The organism is Chloroflexota bacterium (assembly GCA_026706485.1).
Classification (GTDB): Bacteria; Chloroflexota; UBA11872; order UBA11872; family UBA11872; genus JAJECS01.
Window position 1 is genome coordinate 44,578 of the sequence record JAPOYR010000004.1, and the last position, 25,698, is coordinate 70,275.

The 25,698-nt window shown below is 69.6% G+C and carries 22 protein-coding genes; 8 read left to right on the forward strand and 14 right to left on the reverse strand.

Features of this window, described 5'->3' with window-relative positions; translation table 11 throughout:
* Positions 1-19: 19 nt before the first annotated feature.
* Together OXG79_02810 and OXG79_02815 are read left to right on the forward strand one after the other, a co-directional pair.
* Positions 20-997, forward strand: a complete 978-nt coding sequence (locus tag OXG79_02810) for a hypothetical protein (GenBank protein ID MCY3782698.1) — start codon at positions 20-22, stop codon at positions 995-997.
* Between the two features lie 64 nt (positions 998-1,061).
* Positions 1,062-2,309 carry an amidohydrolase family protein gene (locus tag OXG79_02815; protein ID MCY3782699.1) on the forward strand — a complete coding sequence of 416 codons (1,248 nt, stop codon included), beginning with the start codon at positions 1,062-1,064 and terminating at the stop codon, positions 2,307-2,309.
* A 353-nt stretch (positions 2,310-2,662) separates the two neighbouring features.
* Here OXG79_02815 and OXG79_02820 read toward each other — a convergent pair whose 3' ends face one another.
* Complete coding sequence (locus tag OXG79_02820) at positions 2,663-4,360, reverse strand: hypothetical protein (GenBank protein ID MCY3782700.1); 1,698 nt, start codon at positions 4,358-4,360, stop codon at positions 2,663-2,665.
* A gap of 747 nt (positions 4,361-5,107) precedes the next feature.
* Between OXG79_02820 and OXG79_02825 the strand changes: the two genes are divergently transcribed.
* The gene (locus tag OXG79_02825; protein ID MCY3782701.1) at positions 5,108-5,830 is read left to right on the forward strand and encodes an alanyl-tRNA editing protein; all 723 of its coding nucleotides are present in this window, start codon (positions 5,108-5,110) and stop codon (positions 5,828-5,830) included.
* Between the two features lie 378 nt (positions 5,831-6,208).
* Entirely contained in the window at positions 6,209-9,403 is a 3,195-nt protein-coding gene (gene ileS / locus OXG79_02830) for an isoleucine--tRNA ligase (GenBank protein ID MCY3782702.1), read from the forward strand.
* Here ileS and OXG79_02835 read toward each other — a convergent pair.
* Together OXG79_02835 and OXG79_02840 are read right to left on the reverse strand one after the other, a co-directional pair.
* On the reverse strand, positions 9,400-9,720 hold the full coding sequence (locus tag OXG79_02835; GenBank protein ID MCY3782703.1) for a Rieske 2Fe-2S domain-containing protein: 321 nt from the start codon (positions 9,718-9,720) through the stop codon (positions 9,400-9,402). The genes ileS and OXG79_02835 overlap by 4 nt on opposite strands.
* Before the next feature lie 11 nt (positions 9,721-9,731).
* On the reverse strand, positions 9,732-10,787 hold the full coding sequence (locus OXG79_02840) for a GNAT family N-acetyltransferase (GenBank protein ID MCY3782704.1): 1,056 nt from the start codon (positions 10,785-10,787) through the stop codon (positions 9,732-9,734).
* A 77-nt stretch (positions 10,788-10,864) separates the two neighbouring features.
* Here OXG79_02840 and OXG79_02845 point away from each other — a divergent pair, with 77 nt between their 5' ends.
* The gene (locus OXG79_02845) at positions 10,865-11,605 is read left to right on the forward strand and encodes an SDR family NAD(P)-dependent oxidoreductase (GenBank protein ID MCY3782705.1); all 741 of its coding nucleotides are present in this window, start codon (positions 10,865-10,867) and stop codon (positions 11,603-11,605) included.
* A 74-nt stretch (positions 11,606-11,679) separates the two neighbouring features.
* On the opposite strand, the gene OXG79_02850 is transcribed toward OXG79_02845, so the two are convergent.
* The 4 genes from OXG79_02850 to OXG79_02865 all read right to left on the reverse strand — a co-directional run bounded on the left by OXG79_02850 (position 11,680) and on the right by OXG79_02865 (position 14,508).
* Positions 11,680-11,892 carry a hypothetical protein gene (locus OXG79_02850; protein MCY3782706.1) on the reverse strand — a complete coding sequence of 71 codons (213 nt, stop codon included), beginning with the start codon at positions 11,890-11,892 and terminating at the stop codon, positions 11,680-11,682.
* Between the two features lie 353 nt (positions 11,893-12,245).
* Positions 12,246-12,656 carry an iron-sulfur cluster assembly accessory protein gene (locus OXG79_02855; protein ID MCY3782707.1) on the reverse strand — a complete coding sequence of 137 codons (411 nt, stop codon included), beginning with the start codon at positions 12,654-12,656 and terminating at the stop codon, positions 12,246-12,248.
* A 36-nt stretch (positions 12,657-12,692) separates the two neighbouring features.
* Entirely contained in the window at positions 12,693-13,910 is a 1,218-nt protein-coding gene (locus OXG79_02860) for a cysteine desulfurase family protein (protein ID MCY3782708.1), read from the reverse strand.
* Positions 13,894-14,508, reverse strand: a complete 615-nt coding sequence (locus tag OXG79_02865) for a helix-turn-helix transcriptional regulator (protein ID MCY3782709.1) — start codon at positions 14,506-14,508, stop codon at positions 13,894-13,896. Before OXG79_02865 ends, OXG79_02860 begins: the two co-directional genes overlap by 17 nt.
* A gap of 198 nt (positions 14,509-14,706) precedes the next feature.
* Here OXG79_02865 and OXG79_02870 point away from each other — a divergent pair, with 198 nt between their 5' ends.
* Positions 14,707-15,705 carry a sigma-70 family RNA polymerase sigma factor gene (locus OXG79_02870; GenBank protein ID MCY3782710.1) on the forward strand — a complete coding sequence of 333 codons (999 nt, stop codon included), beginning with the start codon at positions 14,707-14,709 and terminating at the stop codon, positions 15,703-15,705.
* 128 nt (positions 15,706-15,833) lie between these two features.
* Here OXG79_02870 and nadA read toward each other — a convergent pair whose 3' ends face one another.
* From nadA to OXG79_02885, 3 genes are all read right to left on the reverse strand, one after another.
* A complete protein-coding gene (nadA, locus tag OXG79_02875; protein MCY3782711.1) occupies positions 15,834-16,901 on the reverse strand; it encodes a quinolinate synthase NadA in 1,068 nt (355 codons plus the stop codon).
* 351 nt (positions 16,902-17,252) lie between these two features.
* Complete coding sequence (locus OXG79_02880) at positions 17,253-18,284, reverse strand: ATP-dependent 6-phosphofructokinase (GenBank protein MCY3782712.1); 1,032 nt, start codon at positions 18,282-18,284, stop codon at positions 17,253-17,255.
* A gap of 493 nt (positions 18,285-18,777) precedes the next feature.
* Positions 18,778-19,119, reverse strand: a complete 342-nt coding sequence (locus tag OXG79_02885; protein ID MCY3782713.1) for a hypothetical protein — start codon at positions 19,117-19,119, stop codon at positions 18,778-18,780.
* Positions 19,120-19,343: 224 nt separating this feature from the next.
* Between OXG79_02885 and OXG79_02890 the strand changes: the two genes are divergently transcribed.
* The gene (locus OXG79_02890; GenBank protein ID MCY3782714.1) at positions 19,344-19,925 is read left to right on the forward strand and encodes a nitroreductase; all 582 of its coding nucleotides are present in this window, start codon (positions 19,344-19,346) and stop codon (positions 19,923-19,925) included.
* Positions 19,918-21,351: an amidase gene (locus OXG79_02895; GenBank protein MCY3782715.1), complete on the forward strand. Its 1,434-nt coding sequence runs from the start codon at positions 19,918-19,920 to the stop codon at positions 21,349-21,351. The genes OXG79_02890 and OXG79_02895 overlap by 8 nt, the downstream gene beginning before the upstream one ends.
* Here OXG79_02895 and OXG79_02900 read toward each other — a convergent pair.
* From OXG79_02900 to OXG79_02915, 4 genes are all read right to left on the reverse strand, one after another.
* Positions 21,348-21,671 (reverse strand): YbjQ family protein, encoded by a 324-nt coding sequence (locus tag OXG79_02900; GenBank protein ID MCY3782716.1) that lies wholly within the window; start codon positions 21,669-21,671, stop codon positions 21,348-21,350. The two genes, OXG79_02895 and OXG79_02900, sit on opposite strands and share 4 nt — an antisense overlap.
* A complete protein-coding gene (locus OXG79_02905; protein MCY3782717.1) occupies positions 21,668-22,684 on the reverse strand; it encodes a sugar kinase in 1,017 nt (338 codons plus the stop codon). Before OXG79_02905 ends, OXG79_02900 begins: the two co-directional genes overlap by 4 nt.
* 129 nt (positions 22,685-22,813) lie before the next feature.
* Complete coding sequence (gene lpdA, locus OXG79_02910; protein MCY3782718.1) at positions 22,814-24,232, reverse strand: dihydrolipoyl dehydrogenase; 1,419 nt, start codon at positions 24,230-24,232, stop codon at positions 22,814-22,816.
* 54 nt (positions 24,233-24,286) lie between these two features.
* Entirely contained in the window at positions 24,287-25,432 is a 1,146-nt protein-coding gene (locus OXG79_02915) for a M20 family metallopeptidase (GenBank protein ID MCY3782719.1), read from the reverse strand.
* Positions 25,433-25,698 lie beyond the last annotated feature (266 nt).

Here is a 25,698-nt window from a genome sequence, read left to right on the forward strand (position 1 = left end):
CCGGCCCAGCGAGGCTGAGATGACACTAGTACTGCAAACGTTTCCCATGCCCCCGGGACCGCAGGCCGAGCTCGAACGCGACCACGAGGTGCGCCAGGCGATATTCGCCGACGGCGATGAGCTGGCGGCGGCGGCGGTGGGCGCCGTGGCGGTGATCGCCGGCACCGAGTCGTGGACGCGCGAGCTGCTGGAGGCCAACGCCGGCACGCTGCGCTGCATCTCGCGCGTCGGCACCGGGGTGGACAGCATCGACCTGGCCGCCGCCACCGACACCGGGGTGGCGGTGCTGAACGGTCCGGGCGAAATGTCGCTGACGGTGGCCGAATACTCCGTGGGCATGATGTGGACGCTCGCGCGCCGCATCTTCGAGGCGGACGCCTCGGTGCGCACCGAGGGCTTCGCCAAGCGCATCGTGCTGCTGGGCAACGACCTGGCGGGCAAGACGGTGGGCATCGTGGGGTTCGGGGACATCGGACGCCGCGTGGCGACGATCTGCCAGCACGGCTTCGGCATGCGCGTCTTGGTACACACGGCCAATCCGGACCCGGCGCGGCTCGAAGCGGCGGGGATCGACGGGGCCTTCGTGTCGCTGCCCGAACTGCTGCGTCAGTCCGATTTCGTGACGCTGCACACGCCGGTGACCGACGAGACGATGGAGATCATCGGGCGCGAAGAGATTGCCCTGATGAAGCCCGGCGCGTTCCTGATCAACAGCTCGCGCGGGCGCCTGGTGGACGAGGCGGCGGTGGTGGAGGCGCTGCACGACGGGAGCTTGGGCGGCCTTGGGTCGGATGTGTTCGCCGTCGAACCGCCGCCGGAGGACCACCCGTTCTTCCACACGCCGCGCACGATCCTGACGCCGCACTTCGGCTCGCATAGCCACGAGTCGATGTTCCGCATGGGCGACCGCGCGGTGCGCAACCTGCGGGAGTTCATGGAGACCGGCCGGTGTGAGCGGACGGTGAATCCGGAGGTCTACGACCGGCTGTCAGGATAGGAAGGCGCTGACCAACCGCGACCCTTGCGCCCGCTACACTGCGCCGCCAGGAGGGAATGACCCAATGCCCGACCTCATCCTGCGCGCGGCCACGCTGATTGACGGCACCGGCGCCGAACCCATCCGGCCCGGCGAGGTGACCATTCGCGACGGAACCATCGCCGCCGTGGGCTCACCCGGCCGAAAAGACCCGGTCGACGCCGAGATCGTGGACTACGGCGACGCCACGCTGCTCCCGGGCCTCATCGACGCCCACGTACACCTGCAGTTCACCGCGGGGCCGGACCATCCCACCACCCGCGGCATCCACATGGGAGCCACCGACTCCGAGCGCATCGCCACCGCCATCGGCAACGCCCAGCGCGGCCTGGCGACGGGCGTCACCACCATGCGCGACACCGGCGGCTACTTCACCCTCAACATGGACGTGCGCGACGCGATCAACGCCGGCCACGTCATCGGCCCGCGCCTGCTCGTGTGCGGCGCGCCCATCACCACCACGGCCGGCCATTTGCACTGGTGCGGCCTGCGCGCCGACACCCGCGACGAGGTCGTGGAGGCCGTGCGGACGATGGTCGAGGCCGGGGCGGATTTCATCAAGGTGATGGCCACCGGCGGCATGATGACGCCCGGCACGTCGCCCGGCATGACGCAGTACTCCGAGTCCGAGCTGCAGGCCCTGGTGGACGACTCGCACCGGCTGCGCAAGCAGGTCGCGGCCCACGTGCTCGGCACCACCGGCTGCATCCTGGCAATAGACGCCGGGGTAGACACCCTGGAGCACTGCTCGTGGCTCGATGAAACCGGGGAGCACGGGGCCTTTCGCTTCGACGCCGAGGCCGCGGCCCGCATTCAGCCCGCCACGCAGTCGGTGCACATGACCGTCGGCGCGGGCAGCCGCGAGCACGTGCGCGGGGTCGACCACCTGGACGAGATGTCCGAGTCTGACCGCGAGGAGCTTCACGCGCGCGGCGTCTACCACCGGGCCATGCGCGCCAGCGGCACGCCGCTGGTCGTCTCGAGCGACGCCGGCGTGATGACCACCAAGCACGACGAGTTTGCGCTCACGGTCATCGCGGCCGCGGTCACGCTCGACCTCTCGCCGGTGGAGGCGATCAACATCACCACCTACGCGCCCGCCAGCACCATCGGACTGGGCGACGTCACCGGCGCGCTCAAGCCGGGACTCGCCGCCGACGTGCTGGTGGTCGAGGACGACGTGGGCGAGAACATCTGCTGCGTGGGCGACCCCATTGCCGTCTACCTGGGCGGCCGCGAGGTCGCCCGCGACCGGCGGCTCCTCGCCGCCTGACGGAGGCCCTTCCGGTCCCGTCCGGTCCCCTCTCCCTTCGAGGGAGAGGGTTAGGGTGAGGGTCAGGCCCGGAATCCAGTCCGGTAGATCTCGAAGACGCGCCCGACAGTTGGAGTAGGGGCGGTTCGCGAACCGCCCAATCCGATCCCATGCTGCACGCAGCATGGGCCACCGATCCTGTCATTCCGAGCCGCAGGCGAGGAATCTAAGGGGTGGGGAGAACGCACAGCGTCCTTAGATTCCTCACGTTCGTTCGGAATGACAGGTAGGGGCGTTCGGAACGACACAGGATTGGGCGCCGAATTCACTTTGGTGTAGGGGCGGGTCTCAGACCCGCCCGGTCCGGTCGCCCCCTACCGATACCCGACGTGGACCTCCAGCTTCTCCAACGTGAGCCGCTCGGTGGTCCCGTCCGGCGGGTTGACCCACACGCCCACCAGGTTCTCCCCGTGCGCCAGGAACGCCGGCTTGACCTCGAAGACCAGCCACCCGTCCTCGACCGTCGGCGGCGGCAGCAGGATGTTGTTGATCCGCAGCTCGATGCGCTCGACCACGTCGGTCAGCGGCGGTCGGTTGTAGAGGTCGCGGTATTTGGTCGCCAGCAGCACCGGGTCGAGCCGGTGGCCGTGCGACCCATCCTCGTCGGACAGCACCGCCCGCACAGTGATTGAGCGCACGGCCTCGGCCTCCGCGTTCACGTCGTCGCCGACCCACACACGGACGAACGTGTCCACCTTGCCGTCGCGGTAGTCGCTCGACTGATTGGGCGGCCCGGGCCACTGCTCCTTGGGCTGCGGCGTGCCGGTGGGGATGTTGGGCAGCAGCGCCGGCAGCGGCGCCAGCATGTTGGTATTGAGCGCCATCGCGCGCGGCGTGCTCCAGTCCTCGGGCGGCGGGATCATGAAGTGCCCGCCGCCGCGCCGCTCGGCGAAGAACACCTTGTCGGTGCGCCGCAGCGTTTCGGGCGCGCCCAGCTCGCGCTGCGCCTGCATGCAGCCGCGCCAGTAGTCGGTGTCCATCAGCTCGATGTAGGTGCCGGCGCGCCGGGCCGATTCCGGCGTGCGGTCGGGGTAATTGAAGGTGCACACGCCGTCGGCGCCCTGGTGCAGCCAGTTGGCCGTCGCGCCCCGCTGCACCTCCAGCGAGGGATGGAAATAGCCGTCGCTGGAATGGTGCGCGTCGATGCACGGGAACAGCTTCACCGGAAATCCCGCGGTCAAGCGGCGGAAGTCGCGCACGTCCACGTCGAAGGTGCGGCAGCCGAGGATCAGCAGGTCCACCAACCCCTCGCGCACCCAGGTCTCGATGTCGATGCCGGTGGCGTGGCAACTCACCACGTCGGGCGGGATCTGCACGCTCAGCAGATAGGGCCGCCCGCGCACGCGCTCCCGCTCCAGCAGCACCGCGCGCACCGTGCGCATCAGGTCGTTCAGGTGCTCGCGCAGCTCCCACTGCTGCCCCGCCGGCAGCAGGATGTCCAGGCGCGCGAAGTCGAGATTGATGCCGTCGTGGTCGAAGCGCCAGGCCACCTCGCGCACGATCTCGGCGATGTGGTCCCGCACGCCCGGCTCGGCGTAGTTCAAGTAGCCGCCCTCGACGGGGCCGTAGGGCCACATGAGCCACTCGGGATGCGCCGCCTTGATGGGGATCCTCATGGGCACGATCTTGGTCCCGTCCCAGCCCACGTCGTAGCCGTTCATGGCGAGCTGATAGAAGGACTCGATGCCGCGGCGCTGCGCCTGCTCGAGGGCCAGCGACGGAATCTCGACGCCGGCCGCGACCCAGTTCTTGATCCACTCCCCGACCGGACGCACGTCGCTCTCGAACGAAGCCTCTAGGCCGCCCTCCGACCACCAGATGATGGTGTCGATCTGCGTGCCCGGCATGTCCTGCAGGCTCAGCTGCGCGTCCCACCACTTGGCCAGCTGCTCGGGCGGAGGCGGCTGGCCCACGAAGTCCTTGGGGTCGCCGGTGATGTCATAGCGCACCACGATCCGCCGCCGCCGCTCCACCGCGGCCAAATGCTCGGCCGAGAGCTCGAATGGCTGCATGGGGTGTTGTCTTTCGGGCTGGCTTAGCCTTCCGCTGGAACTATAGGAGGCCCCGGAACACTCCGAACTCCCCGAAGTGTCATTCCGAGCGCAGCGAGGAATCTACGCCGCACCGGAGACGGCGCAGCGTCCTTAGATTTCTCACGTTCGTTCGAAATGACATTTCCAGGGCTCACTGCCCGTCGGCCCAGGCTACGCGCAGCCTGGGAGACTCGACCCGGGCCGGTCCCACGCTGCGCGCAGCGGGGGCGCACCGGCGTACCGGGCAGCGCGCGGTTAGGCGCTCTTGATTCCTCACGTCGTTTGGAGTGGTAAGCGGGGGTGGATTCCCGCCTCCGCGGGAATGACGGAGTCAAGATGACCCAGCACCTAGAACGCCAATCTCTTGACCCACCCCTGATCCCCGGCGACACTCACCTCTGAAGAAACATCGGCGTTGACGGAGACACGTCGCGGCGATCGGACCGCCGAGCGAGCCCGGGTGGGTGTGAGCCGGGCGCGGGGCCGCCGCCGTTGGCATCGCTCCTGAGCTGCCGGCCGAACGCTCGCTCCGGCGAGCCAGTAGACCCGGTCGGGGTAGCGCCCCGTTAGCGGCGCGGTCGTCCACCACGGTGGGCGGCGGTTGAGTGGTCCGGCGTCGGCCGGACAATCGCGGGTGGCACCGCGGGTCATGAGCCCGTCCCGGAGGGGACGGGTTTTTTGTTGCGGCGCCGCGCGCCAAGGAGCATGACGGGACGGCGAGTGAGGATGGCGACCGAGGATCTCTACAGCACCGACAGCTACGTGCGGACCTTCGAGGCCGTGGTGCAGCGGGCCGGTCCGGACGGCGTGGTGCTCGACCGCACCGCCTTCTACCCGCGCGGCGGCGGGCAGCCGAGCGACACCGGCGAGCTGCGCGCCGGGAATGAGGTCTGGCCGGTGACCCGCGTGCAACGGCGCGCCGGCGATATCGCCCACGCCGTCGAAGGCGAGCCGCCCGAGCCGGGCACGCTGGTGACGGGCAGCCTGGACTGGGAGCGGCGCTTCCGCTTCATGCGGCTGCACACGGCGCTGCATGCGCTCTCGGGCATCGTCTGGACCGGCTGGAACGCCGACGTGACCGGCAGCAACATCGCCGACGACGGCAACCGCGCCCGCATGGACTTCTCCCTCGAAGGCATCCGCATCAACGAGATCAAGCAGGAGGTCGAGGACCAGCTCAACGCGGCTCTGGCCGACGGGCGCGAGGTCAAGGTCTACACCCTCCCCCGCGAGGAGGCCTTCCAGCTGCCGGACCTGATCCGCACTCATGTGAACCTGGTCCCCGAGCACATTCGCCAGATTCGCATCGTGGAGATCGTGGACCTGGACCGCCAGGCGGACGGCGGCACCCACGTGGCCAACACCGCCGAGGTCGGAGCGGTGCGCATCGTCAACGCGGTCAACAAGGGACGCATCAACCGGCGTCTCGAAATTGCCCTGGCGGACTGACGGCATGAGTTGCGGCGACTCGACATCGACTTCGGTGGATTCCCGCCCCGTATCAAGTACGGGGCAGGCTCTTCGCGGGAATGACGGATGGGGCCGGAATGTCGGACAAGTGCTGTTGGGACCCCTCACCCCAACCCTCTCCCGCAAGGGGAGAGGGGGCCGGACCGGGCGAGTCTCAGTCCGGCCGCTCTCACCTGTCATTCCGAACGAACGTGAGGAATCTAAGGACGTTGTGCTGTCTGTCCGCCCCTTAGATTCCTCGCCTGCGGCTCGGAATGACAGAGAGGGGACGCCAACGAACAAAAGGCGGGGACTCAGCACGTCGTGTCGAGCCCCTTCTCCCCTCGTAGGAGAAGGACACGATGAGGGGGTTTCGACGTGAGCTCTAGCAACCCTCCAGCCAAGCCACCCGACGCGGCCTCCCCCTTCCAGCCGCTGCCGGACGAGTTGGACTTTCCCTCCATGGAGCGCCGCATTCTGGACTTCTGGGCCGAGGCGGGCGCGTTCGAGAAGCTGCGCGCCAAGAACGCGGACGGCCCGCGCTGGTCCTTCATCGACGGCCCGATCACGGCCAACAACCCCATGGGCGTGCATCACGCCTGGGGCCGTACTTACAAGGACGTCTACCAGCGCTACCGCGCCATGCGCGGCTATCACCAGCGCTATCAGAACGGCTTCGACTGCCAGGGGCTCTGGCTCGAGGTGGAGGTGGAGAAGGAGCTGGGCTTCGAGACCAAGCGCGACATCGAGGCCTTTGGGCTGGAGGCCTTCGCCGACGCCTGCCGCGAGCGCGTCGACACCTACTCCGCCATTCAGACGTCGCAGTCGGTGCGCCTGGGCCAGTGGATGGACTGGGACGACTCCTACTACACCCACTCCGACAGCAACATCGAGCACATCTGGGGCTTCCTGCGGCGCTGTCACGAGCGTGGCTGGATCGAGGTGGCCCAGCGCGCCATGCCCTGGTGCGCGCGCTGCGGCACGGCGCTCTCGCAGCACGAGCTGATCGACACCTACCAGGAAATCACCCACGACGCGCTCTACGTGCGGTTGCCGCTGCACGGCCGGGACAACGCCTGGCTGCTCGTCTGGACCACCACGCCCTGGACCCTGGCCGCCAACGTCGCCGCCGCGGTCGATCCCGAGCTGACCTACGTCGAGGTCGAGATGGCCGACGGCAAGCGCTACTTTCTGGCCGAAGCCACGCTGCAGGAGGCGATCGGCGACGACGCGCACGAGGTCGTCGGCCGCATCACGGGCGCGGACATGCTCGGCTGGACCTACGACGGGCCGTTCGACCACCTGCCCGCCGTCGCCGACACCGAGCACCGCGTGATTCCGTGGAAGGACGTGGGCGCCGACGAGGGCACCGGGATCGTGCACATCGCTCCCGGCGCGGGTGAGGACGACTTTCGCCTCAGCCAGGAGCTCGGCCTGCCGGTGCTCGTGCCCATCGACGAGAACGGCGTCTACGTGGAGGGCTACGATCGGCTCACCGGGCGCGACGCGCGCCAGGTCGCAAACGACGTCATTGACGACCTGCGCGGGCGTGGGCTGCTCTACCGGGCGCACCGCTTCGAGCACCGCTATCCCCACTGCTGGCGCTGCCAGGAAGAGCTGGTCTTCCGCGTGGACGACGAGTGGTTCATCCGCGCCGACGAGGTGCGCCAGCCGATGCTGGACGCCGCCGCCACGGTCCACTGGGTCCCCGACTACGCCGGCGCGCGCATGGCCGACTGGCTGCGCAACATGGGCGACTGGAACATCTCGCGGCGACGATTTTGGGGCCTGCCGCTGCCGTTCTATCCCTGCGGGGACTGCGGCCACCTGACCGTCATCGGCTCCAAGGCCCACCTGGAGGAGCGCGCGGTTTCCGGCCTGGACGGGCTGCGCGAGCTGCACCGCCCCTGGATCGACGAGGTGGTCATTCGTTGCGAGGGCTGCGAGGCGCCGGTTCGGCGTATCGACGCGGTCGGCGACGCCTGGCTGGACGCCGGCATCGTGCCGTTTTCCACCCTGGGCTACCTGGAGGGCAGCGAGGAGTTCCAGCGCTGGTATCCCGCCGACTTCATCACCGAGATGCGCGAGCAGATCCGGCTGTGGTTCTACTCCATGCTCTTCATGAGCGTCACGCTGGAGAACCGCTCGCCCTATCAGTCCGTGTTCGTCTACGAGAAGCTCAACGACGAGACCGGCCGCGCCATGCACAAGAGCTGGGGCAACGCCATCGAGTTCGGCGAGGCCGCCGAGCGCATGGGCGCGGACGTGATGCGCTGGCTCTACGCCGGGCAAAACCCGCTCTACAACATCAACTTCGGATACGGCCCGGCGGGCGAGGTCAAGCGGCGCATGCTGACCCTGTGGAACGTCTACGCGTTCTTCGTCACCTACGCCCGCCTGGACGAGTTCGACCCGACGCAGCCGGAGGTGCCGCTGGCCGAGCGCCCGGACCTGGACCGCTGGGTGCTGTCACAACTGCAGACGCTGATCGACACGATGACCGAGGCCTTACACACCTTCCACGTGCACCGCGGCCAGCGCGCGGCTCGGCGATTCATCGAGGACGTCTCGAACTGGTACGTGCGGCGCGGGCGGCGGCGATATTGGAAGTCCGAGGGCGACCTCGACAAGCGCGCCGCCTACCAGACGCTCTACGAAGTGCTGACCACGCTGGTGCGCCTGCTGGCGCCGGTGATGCCGTTTTGGACCGAGGACATCTACCAGAACCTGGTGCGCGGCGTGGACCCGAGCGCCCCGGAGAGCGTGCACCTGACCGACTGGCCGCAGGCCCGCGACGACCGGCGCGACCCGGGGCTGGACGCCGCCATGGCCGAGGTGCAGCGGGTGGTGCGGGCCGGTCGGGCCGCGCGCAACGCCGCCAACGTCAAGCTGCGCCAGCCGCTGCGGTCGGCGCTGATCCAGGTGCCCGACGACGCGGCCTGGGAGGCGGTGCAGGCGCTCGAGACGCACGTCCTGGACGAGCTAAACGTCAAGGCGCTGGAGCGCATGGCGTCCGAGCATGAGCTGGTCGAGTTCCAGATTCAGCCCAACTACCGAAGGCTGGGTCCGCGCTTCGGCCCACGCGTGAAGCAGGTCGCCGCCGCGCTGGCCGCCTTGGATGCAGCCGACGCCGTGCGCGAGTTGGATGAGCGCGGCGAGCTGAAGGTGGACCTGGACGGCGCGGTCGAGACGCTCACTCCCGACGACCTCAACGTGCGCCGCACGCCGCGCGAGGGCTTCGGCGTCGCCGAGCAGGACGGGGTGATCGTGGCCGTCGCGACGGACGTCGACGACGCGCTGGCCCGCGAGGGCCTGGCGCGCGAGCTGGTCCACGCCACCCAGGGCCTGCGCCGCGACGCGGGCTTAGAGGTCTCAGACCGGATTCGGCTTTGGATCGGTGGCGGCGGTGAGGTGGAACCGACGCTAGCGGAGCACCAGGCCTGGATCGCGGGCGAGGTGCTGGCCGTTGTGGTCAACGGCGGCGAGCCGCCGCCCGACGCGGCCGAGGCCAAGCACACGCTCAACGGCCTGCCGGTCCGGATTCAATTGAGCCGCGCGGCCCCGCCCGACTAGCTTTCTTCCCGCGCCGCCACTTCGACCTGGCCCTCGCGCACGCGCACCTCGTAGGTCTGGATGCGCTGGCCCCACGGGGGTCGGATCAGCCAGCCGTCCGTCACGTCATAGGTCCACGCGTGGAGGGGGCAGGTGAGCTGGCAGCCGACCAGATAGCCCGCGCCCAGCGGCCCACCTGCGTGCTCGCACACGCCCTGGATGGCGTGGTACTCGCCGTCGACGTTTGCAATCACCACGTCCGACCAGTCCACCGTCACCGCCACCATTTGGCCGGGCGGCGGCAGGATCTTTTCGTCGCCGACCTTGTGAAAGGTCATCTCTGCCACGGCTAAGCCAGGTCGCGCCGCAGCACCGTCACGTCGACGGCGCGGTCGCCGCACTGCAGGTGGCGCGACAGGGTCGATTCGGCGGAGAAGCCCACCGCGGCCAGCGCGGCGGTGCGGCTCTCGCCGGAGGCATAGGCGCGCACCGTGCGCACGCCGGCCTCGCGGCCCTCGGCCAGCACCGCGCCCAGGAATGACGAGAACTCGCCGCCGTAGGCCGGATGGCACAGCACCTCCAGGGTCGCGCTGCCGTCCAGCGGCGCGGCGGTCGGCGTGAAGAGGCCGGCGGCGGCCACGAGGCGGTCGCGGCGCGTCACCAGCACCTTGAACCGGTTGGCCGGGTGCGTCTCCCGCCGCAGCATGGAGCTGACGAACGGCCGCAGGCACGATCCCGACTGCACCTCCGGCGGGTCGTAGAAGATGGCCTCGGTGAAGTCGCGGATGCGCCAGTCCCTCGGCTCGGGCGACAGCATCAGCGCCGGGTAGCCGCCGATATCGCCCCATCCGGCGTCGCGCGCCAGCGGGGCCGAGCCGTCGTGCGCGAAGTACTCGTCGTCAAAGGTCTCCGGGTCGCTGCCCGGCCGCAGCGCGCGCATGCCGATGCCGTTGTAGCGGCGGTAGCCGTGCTTCTCGTAGACGTGGGCCGCGTCGGGGGCAACCGTGCCCAGGTAGATGACGAGCCCGCCGTCCGCCCAGAACCTCTCGACCGACAACCGCGTCAGCGTCTGCGCCACGCCTTTGCCGCGATGGGCCGGGTCGGTGCGCACGAAGCCGTAGCCGCCGACCTCGCGCGTGTTGCGGCTGGTGCCGTGCCACACCGTGCCCACGATTTCCCCGTCGATGCGCCCGACGATCAGGACGTCGTGCAGCGAGTCGTCGGTCGCGCCGCGGAGGGCGCGGGCGACGAGCTCGTTCTCGCCAGGCGATGTCCACGGGTCGAAGGGCTGGACGATGAACCACCAGAGTTCGCGATTCACGGCGGAGTCGCCGCGGCCCTCGCCGGGTCCCAGCGTGGTCACGTCGAGCCGCTCGCCCGTCTTGAGGGAGTGGGTCGATTCCATGTCGGCGGCGCCATCCCGATGCCACGGAGAGCGGTGCCACAATAGCGCCTTTACCGGCAGGCAAGCAGGAGGAGCGCATGTCGATCGAGGGTCGAGCGGCAATCATCACCGGCGGCGGGACGGGAGTAGGTCGCGCCACCGCGCTCGGCCTGGCGCGGCTGGGCGTGAGCGTGGCCGTCAACTACTCCCGCTCGGCGGACGAGGCCGCCGCCACCGCCCGCGACTGCGAGGCCGAAGGCGTGGAGGCCGTGGCGCTGCAGGCCGACGTGGCGTCCAACGCGTCCGTCGTCGCCATGGTGGAGCAGGCCGCGGCGGCTCTGGGCTGCGTCGACTACCTGGTGAACAGCGCGGGGACCACCGTGTTTGTGGACCACCCGGATCTCGACGCGCTCACCGAGGCGGCCTGGCAGCGCGTGATGGGCGTGAATCTCTTCGGCGCGTTCTACGCCACGCGCGCCTGCGTACCGCACATGCGCGCCGCCGGCGCGGGCGCCGTGGTCAACGTGTCTTCGGTGGCGGGCAACACCGGCGCCGGCAGCTCGATTCCCTACGCTGCGTCCAAGGGTGCGCTCAACACCATGACCCGGTCGCTGGCGCGGGCCCTGGCGCCGGAGGTGCGCGTGAATGCCGTGGCGCCGGGGATCATCGACACGCGCTGGGTCGACGACCGGCGCGAGTTCCTGGACGCGGCGGTGGAAAAGACGCCCCTGCAGCGCGCCGCCGTGGCCGAGGACGTCGCCGAGTCGGTGATTCACCTGCTCCAATCCACCTTCACCACCGGCGAGGTGCTGGTGATCGACGGCGGAATCTCGCTCTAACGCCAAGCTCGGCACATGAAACGAGCGCTCCGGCCGGGGAGCCGGAGCGCTCGCGGATCACCGCGATTCGAGCGCTACGCCGCGAGCGACGTCACACCCTCCGGCACGTGACCCGTGCCGTGACATTGGGAGCACGAGCGCCAGAACGCTGCACCGGCGTAGCTCGCGCGCGCAAGCGGACGCCCGCCTCCGTCGTAGCGGCGAAATCCACGGCCGACGCAACGCGGGCAGATGTGCTCGCCCGTGCGGGCAGAGATGGTCGCTCGTGGACCAACGTAGTGGGTCATGCGTTCCCCCTTCCTCGCGGGAATGCCCCAGGTCAACATTGACCTGGCTGCGCACGTAGGGCGTGCGCTGTCTGATAGTACCGCGCAATGACCGCCGGTCAAAGCGGATGGTGGTAAATCCCTCCGTCCATGGCCGGTCGCAGGCCCCGGCGCTCCGGAGTTGGAGCGATTGGTTGCCAGCGAATCGGTTGTTCGGCTCGGAGTCGCCTGCTAGAACTGAGTACTGCCCCAGCCAAGTGCACTCTTGGCTGGCAGCGAGGCCCCCATTAGCGGGGGCCTTGCCTATTTGGGATCTCTTGTCTGGCCAGGAGATTCGCAAGCCACCTGATTGGTAGCCGGCGCGACGTCCCCTGCTAGATCCCCAGCACCCCGCGCTTGTGCTCGCTGGTGACGGCCCGACCGCTGGTGGTGAACGACTGGCCGCAGCCGCAGGCGCTCTGGGCGTTGGGATTGAGCAGCTTGAAGCCGCCGTCGATCAGCGCGTCGCTGTAGTCGAGCGTCGAGCCGCGCAGCAGTCCGACGCTGGCGGGGTCGACGATAACCGTGATGCCGTGCGCGTCGATGGACATGTCGCCGTCGCGCGGACCGGGCTCGATCCCCATGGCGTAGCGGAAATCGCCGCAGCCTGAATCCGGCACCACGCGGACCCGCAGCACCGCTTCGGGCTTGTTGCGCTTGGCGCGCATGCGCTCGAACTGCGCGGCCGCCGACTCGGTGATCGCCAGCACCGGCGCCGCAGCGGCCATCGGCAGCGAATCCATCATCCCGCGCGTCTCCCAGCACCTTGTCGCATCGGAAGTCTACGCCATCGAAACCGCGGCGGCGGCATCGGCGTTGCGCCGCAGCCGCCCAATGGCCTCACCGATGATGTCCACGGCGCGTCGCATCTGGGCGTCGGTGTTCGAGCGTCCCGTCGTGAGCCGCAGGCTGCTGCGCGCGATGTCCGCCGGGATCCCCATGGCCAGCAGCACGTGGGACGGCTCCAGCGACGCCGAGGTGCAGGCGGAGCCGCTGGAAGCCGCGATCCCCGCCGCGTCCAGCCGCAGCAGCAGCGCCTCGCTGTCCACGCCCTCGATGACGAAGCTGGCGGAATTCGGCAGGCGGCGACTGGTCGGCCCGGTGAGGCGCACTCCCGCGATGTCCGTCAAATCCGCCAACAGGACGCCTGTGAGCTCGGCATTTGCCGCGTTGCTCGCCGCGCGCTCGGCATCTGCGCGGGTCAGCGCCGCCGCAAGTCCCACCGCGCCGGCCACATTTTCCGTCCCGGCGCGCCGGTTGCGCTCCTGGGAGCCGCCCACGATCTGCGGCGCCAGCCGCACCCCGCGCCGCACGTACAACGCGCCCACGCCCTTCGGTCCGTACACCTTGTGCGCCGTGAGCGAGAGCAGGTCCACGACCAACTCGGGCGTTGCCAGGCTCAGGCTGCCGGCGGCTTGCACGGCGTCGGTGTGCACCAGGGCCGGGTGGTCCGCCAGCGCCGCCGCAATCTCGGCCACCGGCTGCACCGTGCCCACTTCGTTGTTCGCGTACATCACCGAGACCAGCGCCGTGTCGCCTCGCACCGTGGCAAGTACCTCGGCGGGATCGACGCGTCCATCGCTGTCCACGGGCACGTAGGTCGCCTCGAATCCATGCCGGCGCTCCAGCTGTTGCACCGTGTGCAGCACCGCGTGGTGCTCGACGGCGCTGGTCACCAGGTGGCGCCGTCCTGCCTCGTGGGCGCGCCAGGCCACGCCGCGGATCGCAAGATTGGCGGCCTCGCTGCCGCTGCCGGTGAACACGACCTCCGCCGCATCGCAGGCCAGCACGTCGGCCACGGCCTCACGGGCGTCATCCAGCGCGGCGCGCGCCTCGCGGCCCTCCAGGTACAAGCTGCTGGCGTTGCCCGCGTGCGTCGTCAAGAAGGGCAGCATGGCGGCCATGACCTCGGGATCGACCGGCGTGGTCGCCGCGTGGTCGAGATAGATGCGCCCGGCAGCGTCTACGCCGCGGCGGCCGTCCTCATCGGCGGATGGCATAGCAGCATGCCTGGTCGCCCTTTGGCGAAACCACCAACTGCTCGACGTCGGCCTGCACCAGCTTGCGGATGAAGCGCAATTCCGATTCGCAGGCGGCGGTGCAGCCCTCGGCCACGCGTGAAACCGGGCAGTTGTGCTCGCGCAGGCGGTAGCCGTCGTCCGTGGTCTCGAGCTCGACCATATAGCCGCACTCGTCCAGGATGCGGGCCACCTCGTGCACGCGGAGATCGAACGGCAGGCCGCGAACTCGGGGGATGTACTTGTCGAGCTGGCGGCGTTCGTGCCGTTCCAGCACGGCCTGCAGCAGGGACTCGCCGCCCAACTCCAGCACCGCGTCGACCATGCACGACGCGAGGTCGTCGTAGGTGCGCTCGAAGGTCTCGTGGCCCTTGGCCGTCAGGTGATAGCGATAGCGCGGCCGGCCCGGCCGCCCACGTACGGGGTTTGCCGTCACCAGGCCGTCGGCCGTCAGGCTCTCGAGATGCGGTCGGACGGCGGACGTGCCGGTCCCCACGCGGTCGGCGATGTCGGGCGCAAACATGGCCCCGCCGACTTTGAGCGTCCGCAGGATCTCGTCGCGGGGGCTTAACGTGCGCAAATGGCAGGCCCCGGGGGTGTGATGCCGTCAATCGAAGCTACCACCGCCGCTAGGGGGCAAACAACCGAAATCCTCGCCCCGAAGGTAGGAATTTGCACAGTTTGTACAGACTTATCTGTAAAAACGTGTAGAATGCCTTCATCGAGTGACCGGTGCCCGCGCACTTGCGGACACCTGCTGTGAACCGAGGAACCCCCGGTGGCACCCGCGACTGACGTGTCGGCCTCTCCCGCCCCGAACGCTTGGGAAGATGCGCTCTCGCAGCTCGAGCCGCGTGACAGCACGGCCGGCGACGAGGCGTCGTCGGGCGGCAGTGGGGGTTGGGCGTCCGAGCCGAGCCCGGTGCCGCAGCCCGGCGTGGGCGCGTCAATCGAAGACACGCTGCGCCTCTATCTCAACGAGATCAACCGCGTGCCGCTGCTCACGGCCGCGGAGGAAGTGGCGCTGGCCAAGCGCGTCGAGGCCGGCGACGACGCAGCCCGCGCGCACCTGACCCGCGCGAACCTCCGCCTGGTGGTCAACGTGGCCAAGCGCTACGCCACGGGCGGCCTGCCGCTGCTCGATTTGATTCAAGAGGGCAACTTGGGCCTGATGCAGGCCGTCGAGCGCTTCGACTGGCGCCGCGGCTTCAAGTTCAGCACCTACGCCACCTGGTGGATCCGGCAGGCGATCACGCGGTCGCTTTCCAATGACTCGCGCACCGTGCGGTTGCCCGTCCATGTGGTCGAGACGCTGCGCAAGATCCGCCGCATCGCGCCGGACCTTGCCACGCAGTTGGAGCGCAACCCCACGGCCGAGGAGCTGGGCGACGTGCTGAAGCTCGATCCCAATCGCATCGTCGAGATCGTGCGCGCCGGACGCTCGCCCATGTCGCTGGAGCAGCCCGTGGGTGAAGACGGCGAGGAGCCGCTGTCGGACTTCGTGGAAGATCCCGAGCCCGAGGCGCCGGACGGGCGGCTGCTCGTGGAGTCGCTGAGCGACGACGTCGACCGCGCCCTCGCCATCCTGCCCGACCGTGAGCGCACCATTCTGACGCTGCGCTTCGGCCTGGACGGCAACGAGCCCTGGACGCTCGACGAAATTGGCGCCCACTTCGGGCTCACGCGCGAGCGTATCCGCCAGCTGCAGGTCGAAGCCCTGCGCAAGCTTCAGCGCTCACAGGCGGCGCGCCCGCTGCGGGAGTACCTGGCGAGCTAAGGAAGCTCCGTCATTCCGGCGGAGGCCGGAATCCAGGTTCGGGCTCGTGGCGCCTGATCTCCGCACCCGAGGTCGACGGCCTTAGATTCCTCGCTACGCTCGGAATGACACCTTGACCGTCCGCCGCCTCAGGTGATCTCCAACATGCGCTCGATCGCCCGCCGGGCGCGCGCGCGGACGCTTGGCTCCACCTCGATCTGGTAGCGGTTTTCGCGCAGGGACGCCAGCACTTCCTCGAGCGTGATCTCGTTCATGTGCGGGCAGCGCACCGAGCAGAGACGGACCATTTCCTTGTCGTGCACCTCGGCGGCGATGTTGTCCCCCATGCTGCATTCGGTGAGCAGCAGGTAGCGGGGCGCGTCGGTCTCGGTCACGTAGCGGGACATCGCCCCGGTCGATCCCGAGAAGTCCGACGCCGCGACGACCTCCGGGCTGCACTCCGGGTGCGCCAGCACCACCACGTCCGGAAACTGCGCCCGCACGTCGCGGATGTCCTGCACGGTGAACTGCTCGTGGACCTCGCAGCGGCCATGCCAGCCCACGATCTCGTACCGCAGGCCATTGGACTCGTCTGCCGCGCGGCGTTCCTGGGGCACCGGCTGTGCGCTCGGAAACACAATCTGCTTGGACGTGGACGCCGCCACGTTGCGGGCCAAGTATTCGTCGGGCAGGAAGATCACCTGCTCCGCGTCCAGCGACTCCACCACCTGGGCCGCGTTGCTGGACGTGCAGCAAACGTCCGACTCCGCCTTCACGTCGGCGTAGGTGTTCACATAGGTCACCACCGGCGTGCCCGGATAGCGGCGGCGCAGCTCGCGCACGTCCGCCGCCGTGATGGACGCCGCCAGCGAGCATCCGGCGCGCTGCGCCGGGAGCAGCACGGTGCGATCGGGGTTGAGGATCTTGGCCGTCTCGGCCATGAAGCGGACGCCGCAAAACACGATCGGATCCGCCTCGGTGGTGGCGGCGATGCGGCTGAGCTCCAGCGAGTCCCCCGTGTAGTCGCACACGGAGTGAAACAGCGCCGGCTCCATGTAGTTGTGGCCCAGGATCACGGCGCCGCGCTCGCGCTTGAGCCGATTGATGCGGTAGGCCAGCTCGGCCTTAATCGCCAGCTCCGGCTCGGGCACCACGTCGGCAAGCTTGGACCGAAGGTCGCGGTAGGTGTCCTCGATGGAGGGAGTTTCGACAGTCATGGCATTCGGCGCCGCGCCCGCTGCGGTCGATCCGCCGGCTGGAACTGCGCGCCGGCGACGCACGGGCGTTCGGACGATGGGCTCTGCCGAGCCGAAATGGTTAGAGATTCTCGCACGCGCCGCGCCGGGATACGAAATCGCGCGAAAAACTCCCTCTCCCTGCAAGGAGGCTTTTGCAAAATCCAGACGGGCTGGGGGATGACCGGGCGCACCCTTTCCGCCCCGAGGTTCATTGAGGGGTGGATTCCCGCCTTCGCGGGAATGACGAAGGGTTACGCAAGCGTCTCCCGCAAGGGGGAAGGTTGGGATGGGGGTCAACGCCTACCGGCCGCCCGAATGCCCCTGCCCCCGCTAGTCGAACAAATCCAGCAACGCCAGGTAGCTCGCGTCCAGGCACCGCGTGCGCCCGGCCACGTCGGCCAGGGGCACCGGCACGATGCGGTTGCGCTGCAGGGCGGTGAGCATGCCGTGGTCGCCGGATGCCAGGTAGTCGACCGCTGCCACTCCGCAGCGCGTGCCGAGGACGCGGTCGAAGGGCGAGGGCGGTCCGCCGCGCTGCGTGTACCCCAGGACCACCGCATTAACGCTGCGCCCGAGGACGCGTTCGAGCGCGCCGGCGGCCGCGTACCCTAAGCCGCGCGCCGAGAGTTGCACGTGGCCGAACTCGTCCGAGGCGTGGACCTCAGCCGGGTCGACCTCCAGGTCCACGATCTCGGCGCCTTCGGCCACGACGATCACGCTGAACGGCAAGCCGCGGGCGGCGCGGCTCTCTACGTGCGACACCAGCGTCGAGAGTTCGAGGGACCGCTCCGGCACCGCAATGTAGTCGGCCCGGCCCGCCAGGCCGCCCGCCGCCGCCAGCCAGCCCGCGTCGCGTCCCATGGTCTCCACCACGACCACGCGCCGATGCGAGACGGCAGTGGTCCGCACTCGTCCCACGGCGTTTGACACCGTGGTGACGGCGGTGTCGAAGCCGATGCAGACGTCCGTTTCCGGCACGTCGTTGTCGATCGTCTTGGGAATGCCCACCACGGCGTCGCCCTCGGCCGCCATGGCGCCGGCGACGGACAGCGTGTCGTCCCCGCCGATGACCACCAGCCCGCGCAGCTCGAGGTCGTCGAACACGGCGCGAGCCCTGGCGAACGACTCAGGGTCGCGCAGCGGGTTCGTGCGCGACGAGCCCAGCATCGTGCCGCCCTCGGCCAGCATGGGGTCCGTGGCCTCGATTGTCAGCGGCTCGGCCTCTGCGGCGAGCACGCCGGCCCAGCCTTCGCGAAAGCCGAGCACGGTCCAGCCCTGGCGCTCCGCCTGGCGCACCACGCCGCGAATGGCGGCGTTGAGCCCCGGACAGTCGCCGCCGCCGGTGAGGACGCCGATTCGCATTGCGCGCTGCCTCAACCCAGGCCCAAACTCGACATCGCCGCCCAAGAGTACCGCCGCCGAGTTGTGGGTCGCTTTGACCCCTAGGAACTACGGGGGCGTGTTGCAGCCGACTGTCGCACGGCACGCGGCTCCCGCAGACCTGTTGACCTTACGACAAGGGTGTCCACGTTTGGCTGCCGGAGTCGCGTCGCCGGCGGTATCAGCCGTGCAAGTCGATGAGTCTGCGGAGCCCGTCTCCCCCGAGCCCGGTCTGTTTCGGCCCCAGGATTTCGCGTAGGGTGCCACGTGGGATTGGCTTGTTCCGCTTGTGTTTCTTGGTCGAAATGACCGTGACTCGGGTCTCGGCCCGACCGTCGACAACAAAGGTCTTCCGATATACGACGCCGTGCTTCGACGCTCGACCCTTGTGCCAGCCGTCGCGTTCTAGCAACCGCTCCAGCTTTGCGCAAGTCATCGCGGGCAGCCCCGCACGGCTGGAGACGGCTCCCGCCTCCTACGCCGTGGCCATGGCTGCCGTCGAGCGAGGTGAGTCGATCTGCATTGGGAGTATCTGCGTGAATAGTGGGGCGTCGCGACTGATTGGCACAGGCCGCTCAACCTCCTGCGGCACCGAATCCTCGTAGACCTTGATTCCATGCGCCTCGAGGAACCGTTCCCGTTCCCCGGCATCCTCCAGCCCATTCAGGTGGAGAACGACTAGATCGATAAGTTCTTCGTGAACCTCGTCAACGGAGTCCCCGAATGTGGCCGTGCCGAGCTCCACACAGCGGCCAACCCAATGCTCGCCCTCGCGCTGGATTTCCACGGTCAGAATGACAAGCTTGTCTCCTGCCATGTCGTTCTCCCAATGACCAGCAGCAGATGCCCCGCCGCTGGGCGGCCAAGCCTACACCACGGGAAATCGAGCGTCTGTGATCAAGGGAACGTCGCCAGGTTGGCGGCAATGGCTGGCCATCACTGGAATATCGGCGGCCCACCGTACCGGAGCCGACGCGCCGCTGTGCGGTGTGAATCGCTACCATGACCCCGTGACGGCCAGCCCCAAGCATTCGAGGTGCCGTGGATACCCTTACGGCGCTGCGTGATCGCCGCAGCATCAACGCCCTGACGGACGACGTGCCGTCGCAGGCCGCCATTCAACGGCTCATCGACGTGGCCGTGTGGGCGCCCAACCATCGCATGACCGAACCCTGGCGGTTTCACGTGCTTGCCGGGGACGCGCGTCGGACGGTCGGCGAGGCCATCAGCGACGGCCTGCGCGACGAGCTCGACGCCAACGATCCGATCGCCGCCGGCGAGATCAAGGGCGCCCGCGCCAAGCTCACGCGCGCGCCCATCGTGATCGTCGTGAGCCACCCGCGTGCGGACGACCCGGTGATGGACCTGGAAGACTACGCCGCCTGCTGCTGCGCGGTGCAGAACATGCTGCTGGCGGCCCACGCCGAAGGCCTGGCGGCCAAGTGGCGCACCGGCGCGATGTGCGACTACGTCGCCAGCCGGAAGGCACTGGGCATCGGCGACACGGACCGGCTCGTCGGGTTCATCTACCTCGGCTATCCGTCGCCCAACGCACCGCCCGACACGCGGGAGCGGACGGCGCCCGAGGTCGACTGGCTCGGCTGGGACGACGCGAGTGACTAACGCCACCGAGCTGTGGCAGTACACCCTGGTCGAGATCGGTGAGCGCATCGCCAATGGCGAGGTCAGCCCGGTCGAGGTGACCCGCGCCTGCCTGGCGCGCACCGAGCGGCTGGGTCCGGCGCTCAACGCCACGACCACGATCCTCGGCGACCAGGCGCTGGAGGCCGCGCGGCGGGCGGAACGCGAGATCGTCGGCGGCACCCACCGCGGGCCGTTGCACGGCGTCCCGATCGGCATCAAGGACCTGGCCGACGTGGCCGGAACGCCGACCACGGCTGGCTCCCACGTCTTCGACGGTCATATCGCCGAACGGGACAGCACCCTCGTGCGCCAGCTCAAGCGCGCCGGCGCGGTCGTCATCGCCAAGCTGAACTGCGACGAGATGGCGCTGCACCCGACCGGCGCGATCTCCCAGTTTGGACCGGGCCTCAACCCGTGGAACACGTCGCGGGTCAGCGGCGGCTCGAGCAGCGGGTCCGGAATCGCGGTCGCGGCGGGCATGATGTTCGCCGCGCTCGGCTCGGACACGGGCGGCTCCATTCGCATGCCGGCCGCCGCCTGCGGCGTGGTCGGCATCAAGCCCACCTACGGCCGCGTCAGCCTGGACGGCGTGCGCCAACTGGCGCCGACGTTCGACACGCCGGGGCCCATGGCCCGCACCACCCTGGACGCGGCGCTGATGCTGCGCGCCATGGTGGACCCGGACGACGAGGCGCGCATCGGCGAGTCCAATAGCCTGACGCACCTCGTGCCCGACGCGGACGCCGGACTCGACGGCCTGCGCCTCGGCGTGCCGTCCAGCTATTTCTTCGAGGAGATCGACCCCGAGATCGAGCGAATCGTGCGCGGCACCATCGACGCGCTGGCGCGGCTGGGCGCCGAGTTGGTGGCGGTCGAGCTGTCGTCGCTGCCGCAGGTGATCGAGTCCCATTGGGGCATCATGATTCTCGAATCCCACGCCTCGATCTCGGCGGCGACCGGCGGTGACCTGTCCCGGGTCGGCGAACCTCTACGTGAGCGCTTGGCGGCGGGACTGGAAGTCCTGGACCTGGATCCCCGGGACACCGCGGTGTCGCTGGGACGCCTGCGGGCCATGCGCGACGACGCGCTGGCGGACTACCGGCGCGCCACCAGCCAGGTGGACGCTCTCGTGGTGCCCGCCCTCCCGCGCTCGCCCGTGCCCATCGCGCAGGCCCTAACCGACTTCACCTGGATGGGTCGCTTCACGCGGTGCTTCAACTGCACGCACGAGCCCGTGGTGTGCCTGCCGTGCGGCCGCGGCTCCGACGGCATGCCCGTGGGCATGCAGGTCGTGGCTCCCAAATACCGCGAGCGGACGGCCGTGCGTATCGCGCTGGCCTACGAGCGCAGCGGCGACGCGCCTGCACTCGGATGGCCGCCCGAGCTCGACCTGCCGGCGAACTAGTCCTTGGCCGCCGTGCGGACGGCGGTGCCGTAGGCCAAGAGCTCGGCCACGCCCTGCATCACGTCGGCGGCGTTGTAGCGCGTGCCCACGACGGCGTCGGCGCCCAGCGACTCGGCGTGGGCCACCATGCGCTCCACCGCCTCGCGTCGGGCCTGCGCCAGCAGCTCGGCATACTCGCGCACCTCGCCGCCCTTGATTGAGCGGAGCCCGGCCATGAGGTCGCGGCCGATGCCGCGCGCTCGCACGCTGTTGCCCTGCACGATTCCCAGGGTCTCGGTGATCTCCCGCCCGGAAATCTCCAACGTGGTCACCACGATCATCCCGTCACCTCCGATGCGTTCCGGTCAGAGTCTGCCTCCAGCACATCGAGCGTCCGCAGCACGTCGTCCCACCCGAGCTCGGCGGCGCGCGCCACGATCTCGGGGCGCTGGGGCAGGCCGTGCAGCGGTCCCGGTCTTTCGACCTTCAGGCCCGCGACCAGGGTCCCGAAGCGCGTGCATGTCGCAAGGCCCGCGCCCGCTAGGCGTCCCGCCAGGAATCCGCCCACGAACGCGTCGCCCGCGCCCTGGGGTCCCTGGATGCGCCGCGCCACGTGCGGCAAGCGCACGGTGTCGTCGGCATCTGCCGCGAACGCGCCGTTCTCGGCCATCGTGACCGCCACAACCTGCGCTCCGCGGTCCAGGAAGTACCCCGCGGCGTCCTCGGGGTCGCTGAGGCCCGCCACGGCCAGCGACTCATCCGGCGCGCCGCAAAACACGAGGTTCGCGTCCGGCAGCACCTCGTGCATCGCCTTCGCCGCTTCTTCCCCCGACCAGATTTGCGGGCGGAAGTTGATGTCCAGCGAGACCGGGATGCCGCGCTCGCGGGCGCGCTCCGCCAGGCGCCGCGTCGCGGCCCGAGACGACGCCGAAATGGCCTGCGAGATGCCGCTCAGATGCACCAGCCGCACGCCGCCCAGGTCCACCCGGTCCACGTCGGCGGGCGCGATCGTCGACGCGGCGCTGCCCTTCCGCCAGTACCAGATCTGGTAGCTGGTGTCGGCGGCGTGCTCGGCGACGTAGAGGCCGGTCGGTCCGCCGCCCCGCGTCACGTAGCGCTGGTCAACGCCGAGGCCGGCCCAGTCCTCGAGCAGATAGTCGCCGAACGGATCGTCGCCGACCTTGGTGAGAATCGCGCACGGCAGGCCCAGCCGACCCAGCGCGACGGCCACGTTGAGCACGTCGCCGGAGTTCGAGCGCTTGATCGTTTCCACCCGCGCCAGCGGCTTGGGACCCGCCAGCTCGACCATGACCTCGCCGGCCGCGATTACGGTCGGTGGTTTCGCCTGGTTCATTCGAGTCAATAACTGTAGGGGCAGCCCTTGTGGCTGCCCTGGTCAGCGGCGCAGCGGGCGCCCACAAGGGGCGCCCCTACAAATCTAGGAAAGGCAGCGCCGCCATTCCCGCGGAAGCGGGAATCGACCTCAGGAGGAGCGCGCACGGGCGCGCCGCTGCGGCAGGTGCAGCGGCTGGTTGATCGCTGCCCAGGCCGCCTCGGCCGAGGCTTCGGGGAAGGTCGGGTGCGCGTGGATCGTCTCGCGCAGGTCTGTCAGCGTGGCCTCGAGCTGCAGCGCCAGCGCGCCCTCGGCGATGATGTCGCTGGCCGCCGGGCCGATCACGTGCATCCCCAGCAGCCGTCCATTTGCGCCGTCGGCCACCAGCTTCACGAAGCCGTCGGTATCGCCGTAGGCTCGAGCGCGGCCCAGCGCCTGGAAGGGGAAGCGCCCCACGATCACCTCTCCGTGCTGCTCGCGCGCGTCGGCCTCGGTGAGCCCCACGCTGGCGATCTCGGGATGGGTGAACGTGCAGGCCGGCACGGTGTCGTCGTGGTAGACCGCCGAGCCGCCCATCACGTTCTCCGCCGCGACCACGCCCTGGTGCGAGGCCACGTGCGCCAGCAGCCGCTGCCCGGTCACGTCGCCGATGGCGTAGACGTCGGGCCGGTTGGTGCGCATGGCGCCGTCCACGGGAATCCCCTGGCCGCTGTGCGTCACGCCCATGCGATCGAGCCCAAGATTCATTGCATTGGCCCGTCGCCCGGTGGCCATCAATACGTGCGTGGCGTCGACCTCTGAAGTCTCGTCGTCTTTTGCCAGGCTCACGCGCAGCCCGCCCTCGCGCTCGGCGATGGACTCGATGCGGGTGCCGTCGCGCACGGTCACGCCCTGCTGCACAAGAATCTTGCGCAGGGCCGCGCTCACTTCGGCGTCTTCGTTGGGAACCACCGTGGGGAGCATCTCGACCAGCGTGACCTCGCTCCCCAGCAGCGCGAACAACGTGGCCCACTCAACGCCCACGGCGCCCGCTCCGGCCACAACGATCTGGGCCGGCGGCTCTTCCAGCTCGAACGCGCCGTCGCTGTCGATCACGCCCGGCAGGTCCGTGCCAGGAACCGGCGGCATCACCGACGACGAGCCGCTGGCGATGATGACCTTGGGCGCCATGACCAGGTCGCCGCGATCGCCCATATCCACCTCGACGACGCCGGCGCCCGCCAGCGTGCCGTAGCCGCGCACCACTGTGACCCCGGCGGCGTCCAGCAGGCCGCCCACCCCGCGTACGAGCTGGCGCACGATGCGGTCCTTGCGCGCCCGCATGGCCGCATAGTCGGCTTCGACCCCCGACACGTTGACGCCGAACGCGCCCGCGTGGAGCGCGAGCTGGTAGACCTCGGCGCTGCGGAGCAGGGCCTTCGAGGGAATGCAGCCGCGCAGCAGGCAGACGCCGCCGACCTCTTCGGCCTCGACCAGCGCGACATTGGCCCCAAGCGCGGCCGCCCGCAGGGCAGCCACGTAGCCGCCAGGGCCGCCGCCGAGCACGCACACATCCGCCGTTACCGGCATGGCATCGTCAGGGTCTTCCGAGCGGACGGCATTGTAGATCGCGGGCGCGCTCGATCACGCCGCATCGGCAAAGGCCTCGCAGATTCCGCGATAGACGCCCACGGCCGCCTCGAGCTCGGCCAACTCGATCCATTCGTCGTTTGTGTGCGCCTGCGCGATGTCGCCGGGACCCAGCACCACGGCGGGCAGCCCGCCGATGGACGCCAGCATGGAGGCGTCGGTGGCATAGGCCACGGCGGCCAGGGTCGGATCGCGACCGGCCTCAGTCAGCGCCTGCGCGGTTGCCCGCACCACGGGCTCGTCGGCGCCGGTCTCCATCGGCGGCACGTGGACGTAGGGCGGCTCGCGCTCGACGCGGAGTCCGGCGTCGGCCTGACGCAACGCGTCCAGCGCCTGGTCCACCTCGGCGAGCACCGCGTCGGGATCCTCGCCGGGCAGGAGCCGCCGGTCGCAGTCGATCTGGCAGGCGTCCGGCACCACGTTCACCGCCTCGCCGCCCTCGATCACGCCCACACTCCAGGTCGCGGGGCCCAGGCGGGGGTGCGACGACTTCGCCAGGCCCGGCTCGATGCCCGCGCGCAGCGCGCCGATCACCGTCTGCATATCGAAGATGGCGTTGCGACCGCGCTCCGGCGTCGCGCTGTGCGCCGCCACGCCGGTGGTGCGCACGCGCCAGCGCAGCACGCCCTTGTGCGCCACGATGGGCTGCAGGTTGGTCGGCTCGCCCACGATCACCGCGTCCACGGCGGGCCGGCGCTCGGCCAGCGCCCGAGACCCGCGCATGGTGATCTCTTCGTCCATGGACCCGGCGAGCCAGACGTTGACCGGAAACGTCGGGTCGGCGGCGGCGCTCTCCAGGACGCTGAGCATGGCGGCCAGCGAGCCCTTCGGATCGGCGGAGCCGCGTCCGTAGAGCCGCCCGCCCTCGACGCGCGGATTCAAGGCGTCTGGCATCGGGGCCAGCCCAACGGTGTCTAGGTGGCACTCGAACATCAGCGTGCGGGGGCGTGCGCGGTCGATGCGGGCCAGCAGGTTGGGACGGCCCGGCTCGACCTCGTAAAGCTCCACCTCGGCGCCCATGGCTCGCGCGGCCTTCGCCACGTAGTCCGCCATCGCCTGCTCGCCAGGTCCGCCTGGCAGGCTGGCGTTGACGCTGTTGATCGCCACCAGATCGGCCAGGCGCGAAACGAGGGCGGACATGGACGTTGATCCTCAGTGGATGGGGCGCCGAAGTATAGGCGCGGGGGCGGCCCGGCGTACTACCAGACAAATACCGAACATGCTGCTATACTGCATCCATGGCTCCCCTCAAAGACCAACAGGCGGCGACGCTTTCTCCTCCACGCATCGGGGATGTCCGGCCGCGTCCGCCGGCGCCGCCGCCCGTCATGCGGCCACCGGCGCCGACCTGCCCGGACTGCGCCGCGCCGCTGCGCGCGCAGGGGCTTTGCCTCGTCTGCCCGTCC

Coding starts and splice junctions, on each gene's coding strand:
- OXG79_02815 (MCY3782699.1), top strand. CDS start 1,062: ATGCCCGACCTCATCCTGCGCGCGGCCACGCTGATTGACGGCACCGGC.
- OXG79_02915 (MCY3782719.1), bottom strand. CDS start 25,432: ATGTCCGCCCTCGTTTCGCGCCTGGCCGATCTGGTGGCGATCAACAGC.
- OXG79_02885 (MCY3782713.1), bottom strand. CDS start 19,119: ATGGCAGGAGACAAGCTTGTCATTCTGACCGTGGAAATCCAGCGCGAG.
- OXG79_02840 (MCY3782704.1), bottom strand. CDS start 10,787: ATGGAATCGACCCACTCCCTCAAGACGGGCGAGCGGCTCGACGTGACC.
- OXG79_02845 (MCY3782705.1), top strand. CDS start 10,865: ATGTCGATCGAGGGTCGAGCGGCAATCATCACCGGCGGCGGGACGGGA.
- nadA (MCY3782711.1), bottom strand. CDS start 16,901: ATGACTGTCGAAACTCCCTCCATCGAGGACACCTACCGCGACCTTCGG.
- OXG79_02825 (MCY3782701.1), top strand. CDS start 5,108: ATGGCGACCGAGGATCTCTACAGCACCGACAGCTACGTGCGGACCTTC.
- OXG79_02880 (MCY3782712.1), bottom strand. CDS start 18,284: ATGCGAATCGGCGTCCTCACCGGCGGCGGCGACTGTCCGGGGCTCAAC.
- OXG79_02850 (MCY3782706.1), bottom strand. CDS start 11,892: ATGACCCACTACGTTGGTCCACGAGCGACCATCTCTGCCCGCACGGGC.
- OXG79_02860 (MCY3782708.1), bottom strand. CDS start 13,910: ATGCCATCCGCCGATGAGGACGGCCGCCGCGGCGTAGACGCTGCCGGG.
- OXG79_02905 (MCY3782717.1), bottom strand. CDS start 22,684: ATGAACCAGGCGAAACCACCGACCGTAATCGCGGCCGGCGAGGTCATG.
- OXG79_02810 (MCY3782698.1), top strand. CDS start 20: ATGACACTAGTACTGCAAACGTTTCCCATGCCCCCGGGACCGCAGGCC.
- OXG79_02835 (MCY3782703.1), bottom strand. CDS start 9,720: ATGACCTTTCACAAGGTCGGCGACGAAAAGATCCTGCCGCCGCCCGGC.
- OXG79_02900 (MCY3782716.1), bottom strand. CDS start 21,671: ATGATCGTGGTGACCACGTTGGAGATTTCCGGGCGGGAGATCACCGAG.
- OXG79_02855 (MCY3782707.1), bottom strand. CDS start 12,656: ATGATGGATTCGCTGCCGATGGCCGCTGCGGCGCCGGTGCTGGCGATC.
- lpdA (MCY3782718.1), bottom strand. CDS start 24,232: ATGCCGGTAACGGCGGATGTGTGCGTGCTCGGCGGCGGCCCTGGCGGC.
- OXG79_02820 (MCY3782700.1), bottom strand. CDS start 4,360: ATGCAGCCATTCGAGCTCTCGGCCGAGCATTTGGCCGCGGTGGAGCGG.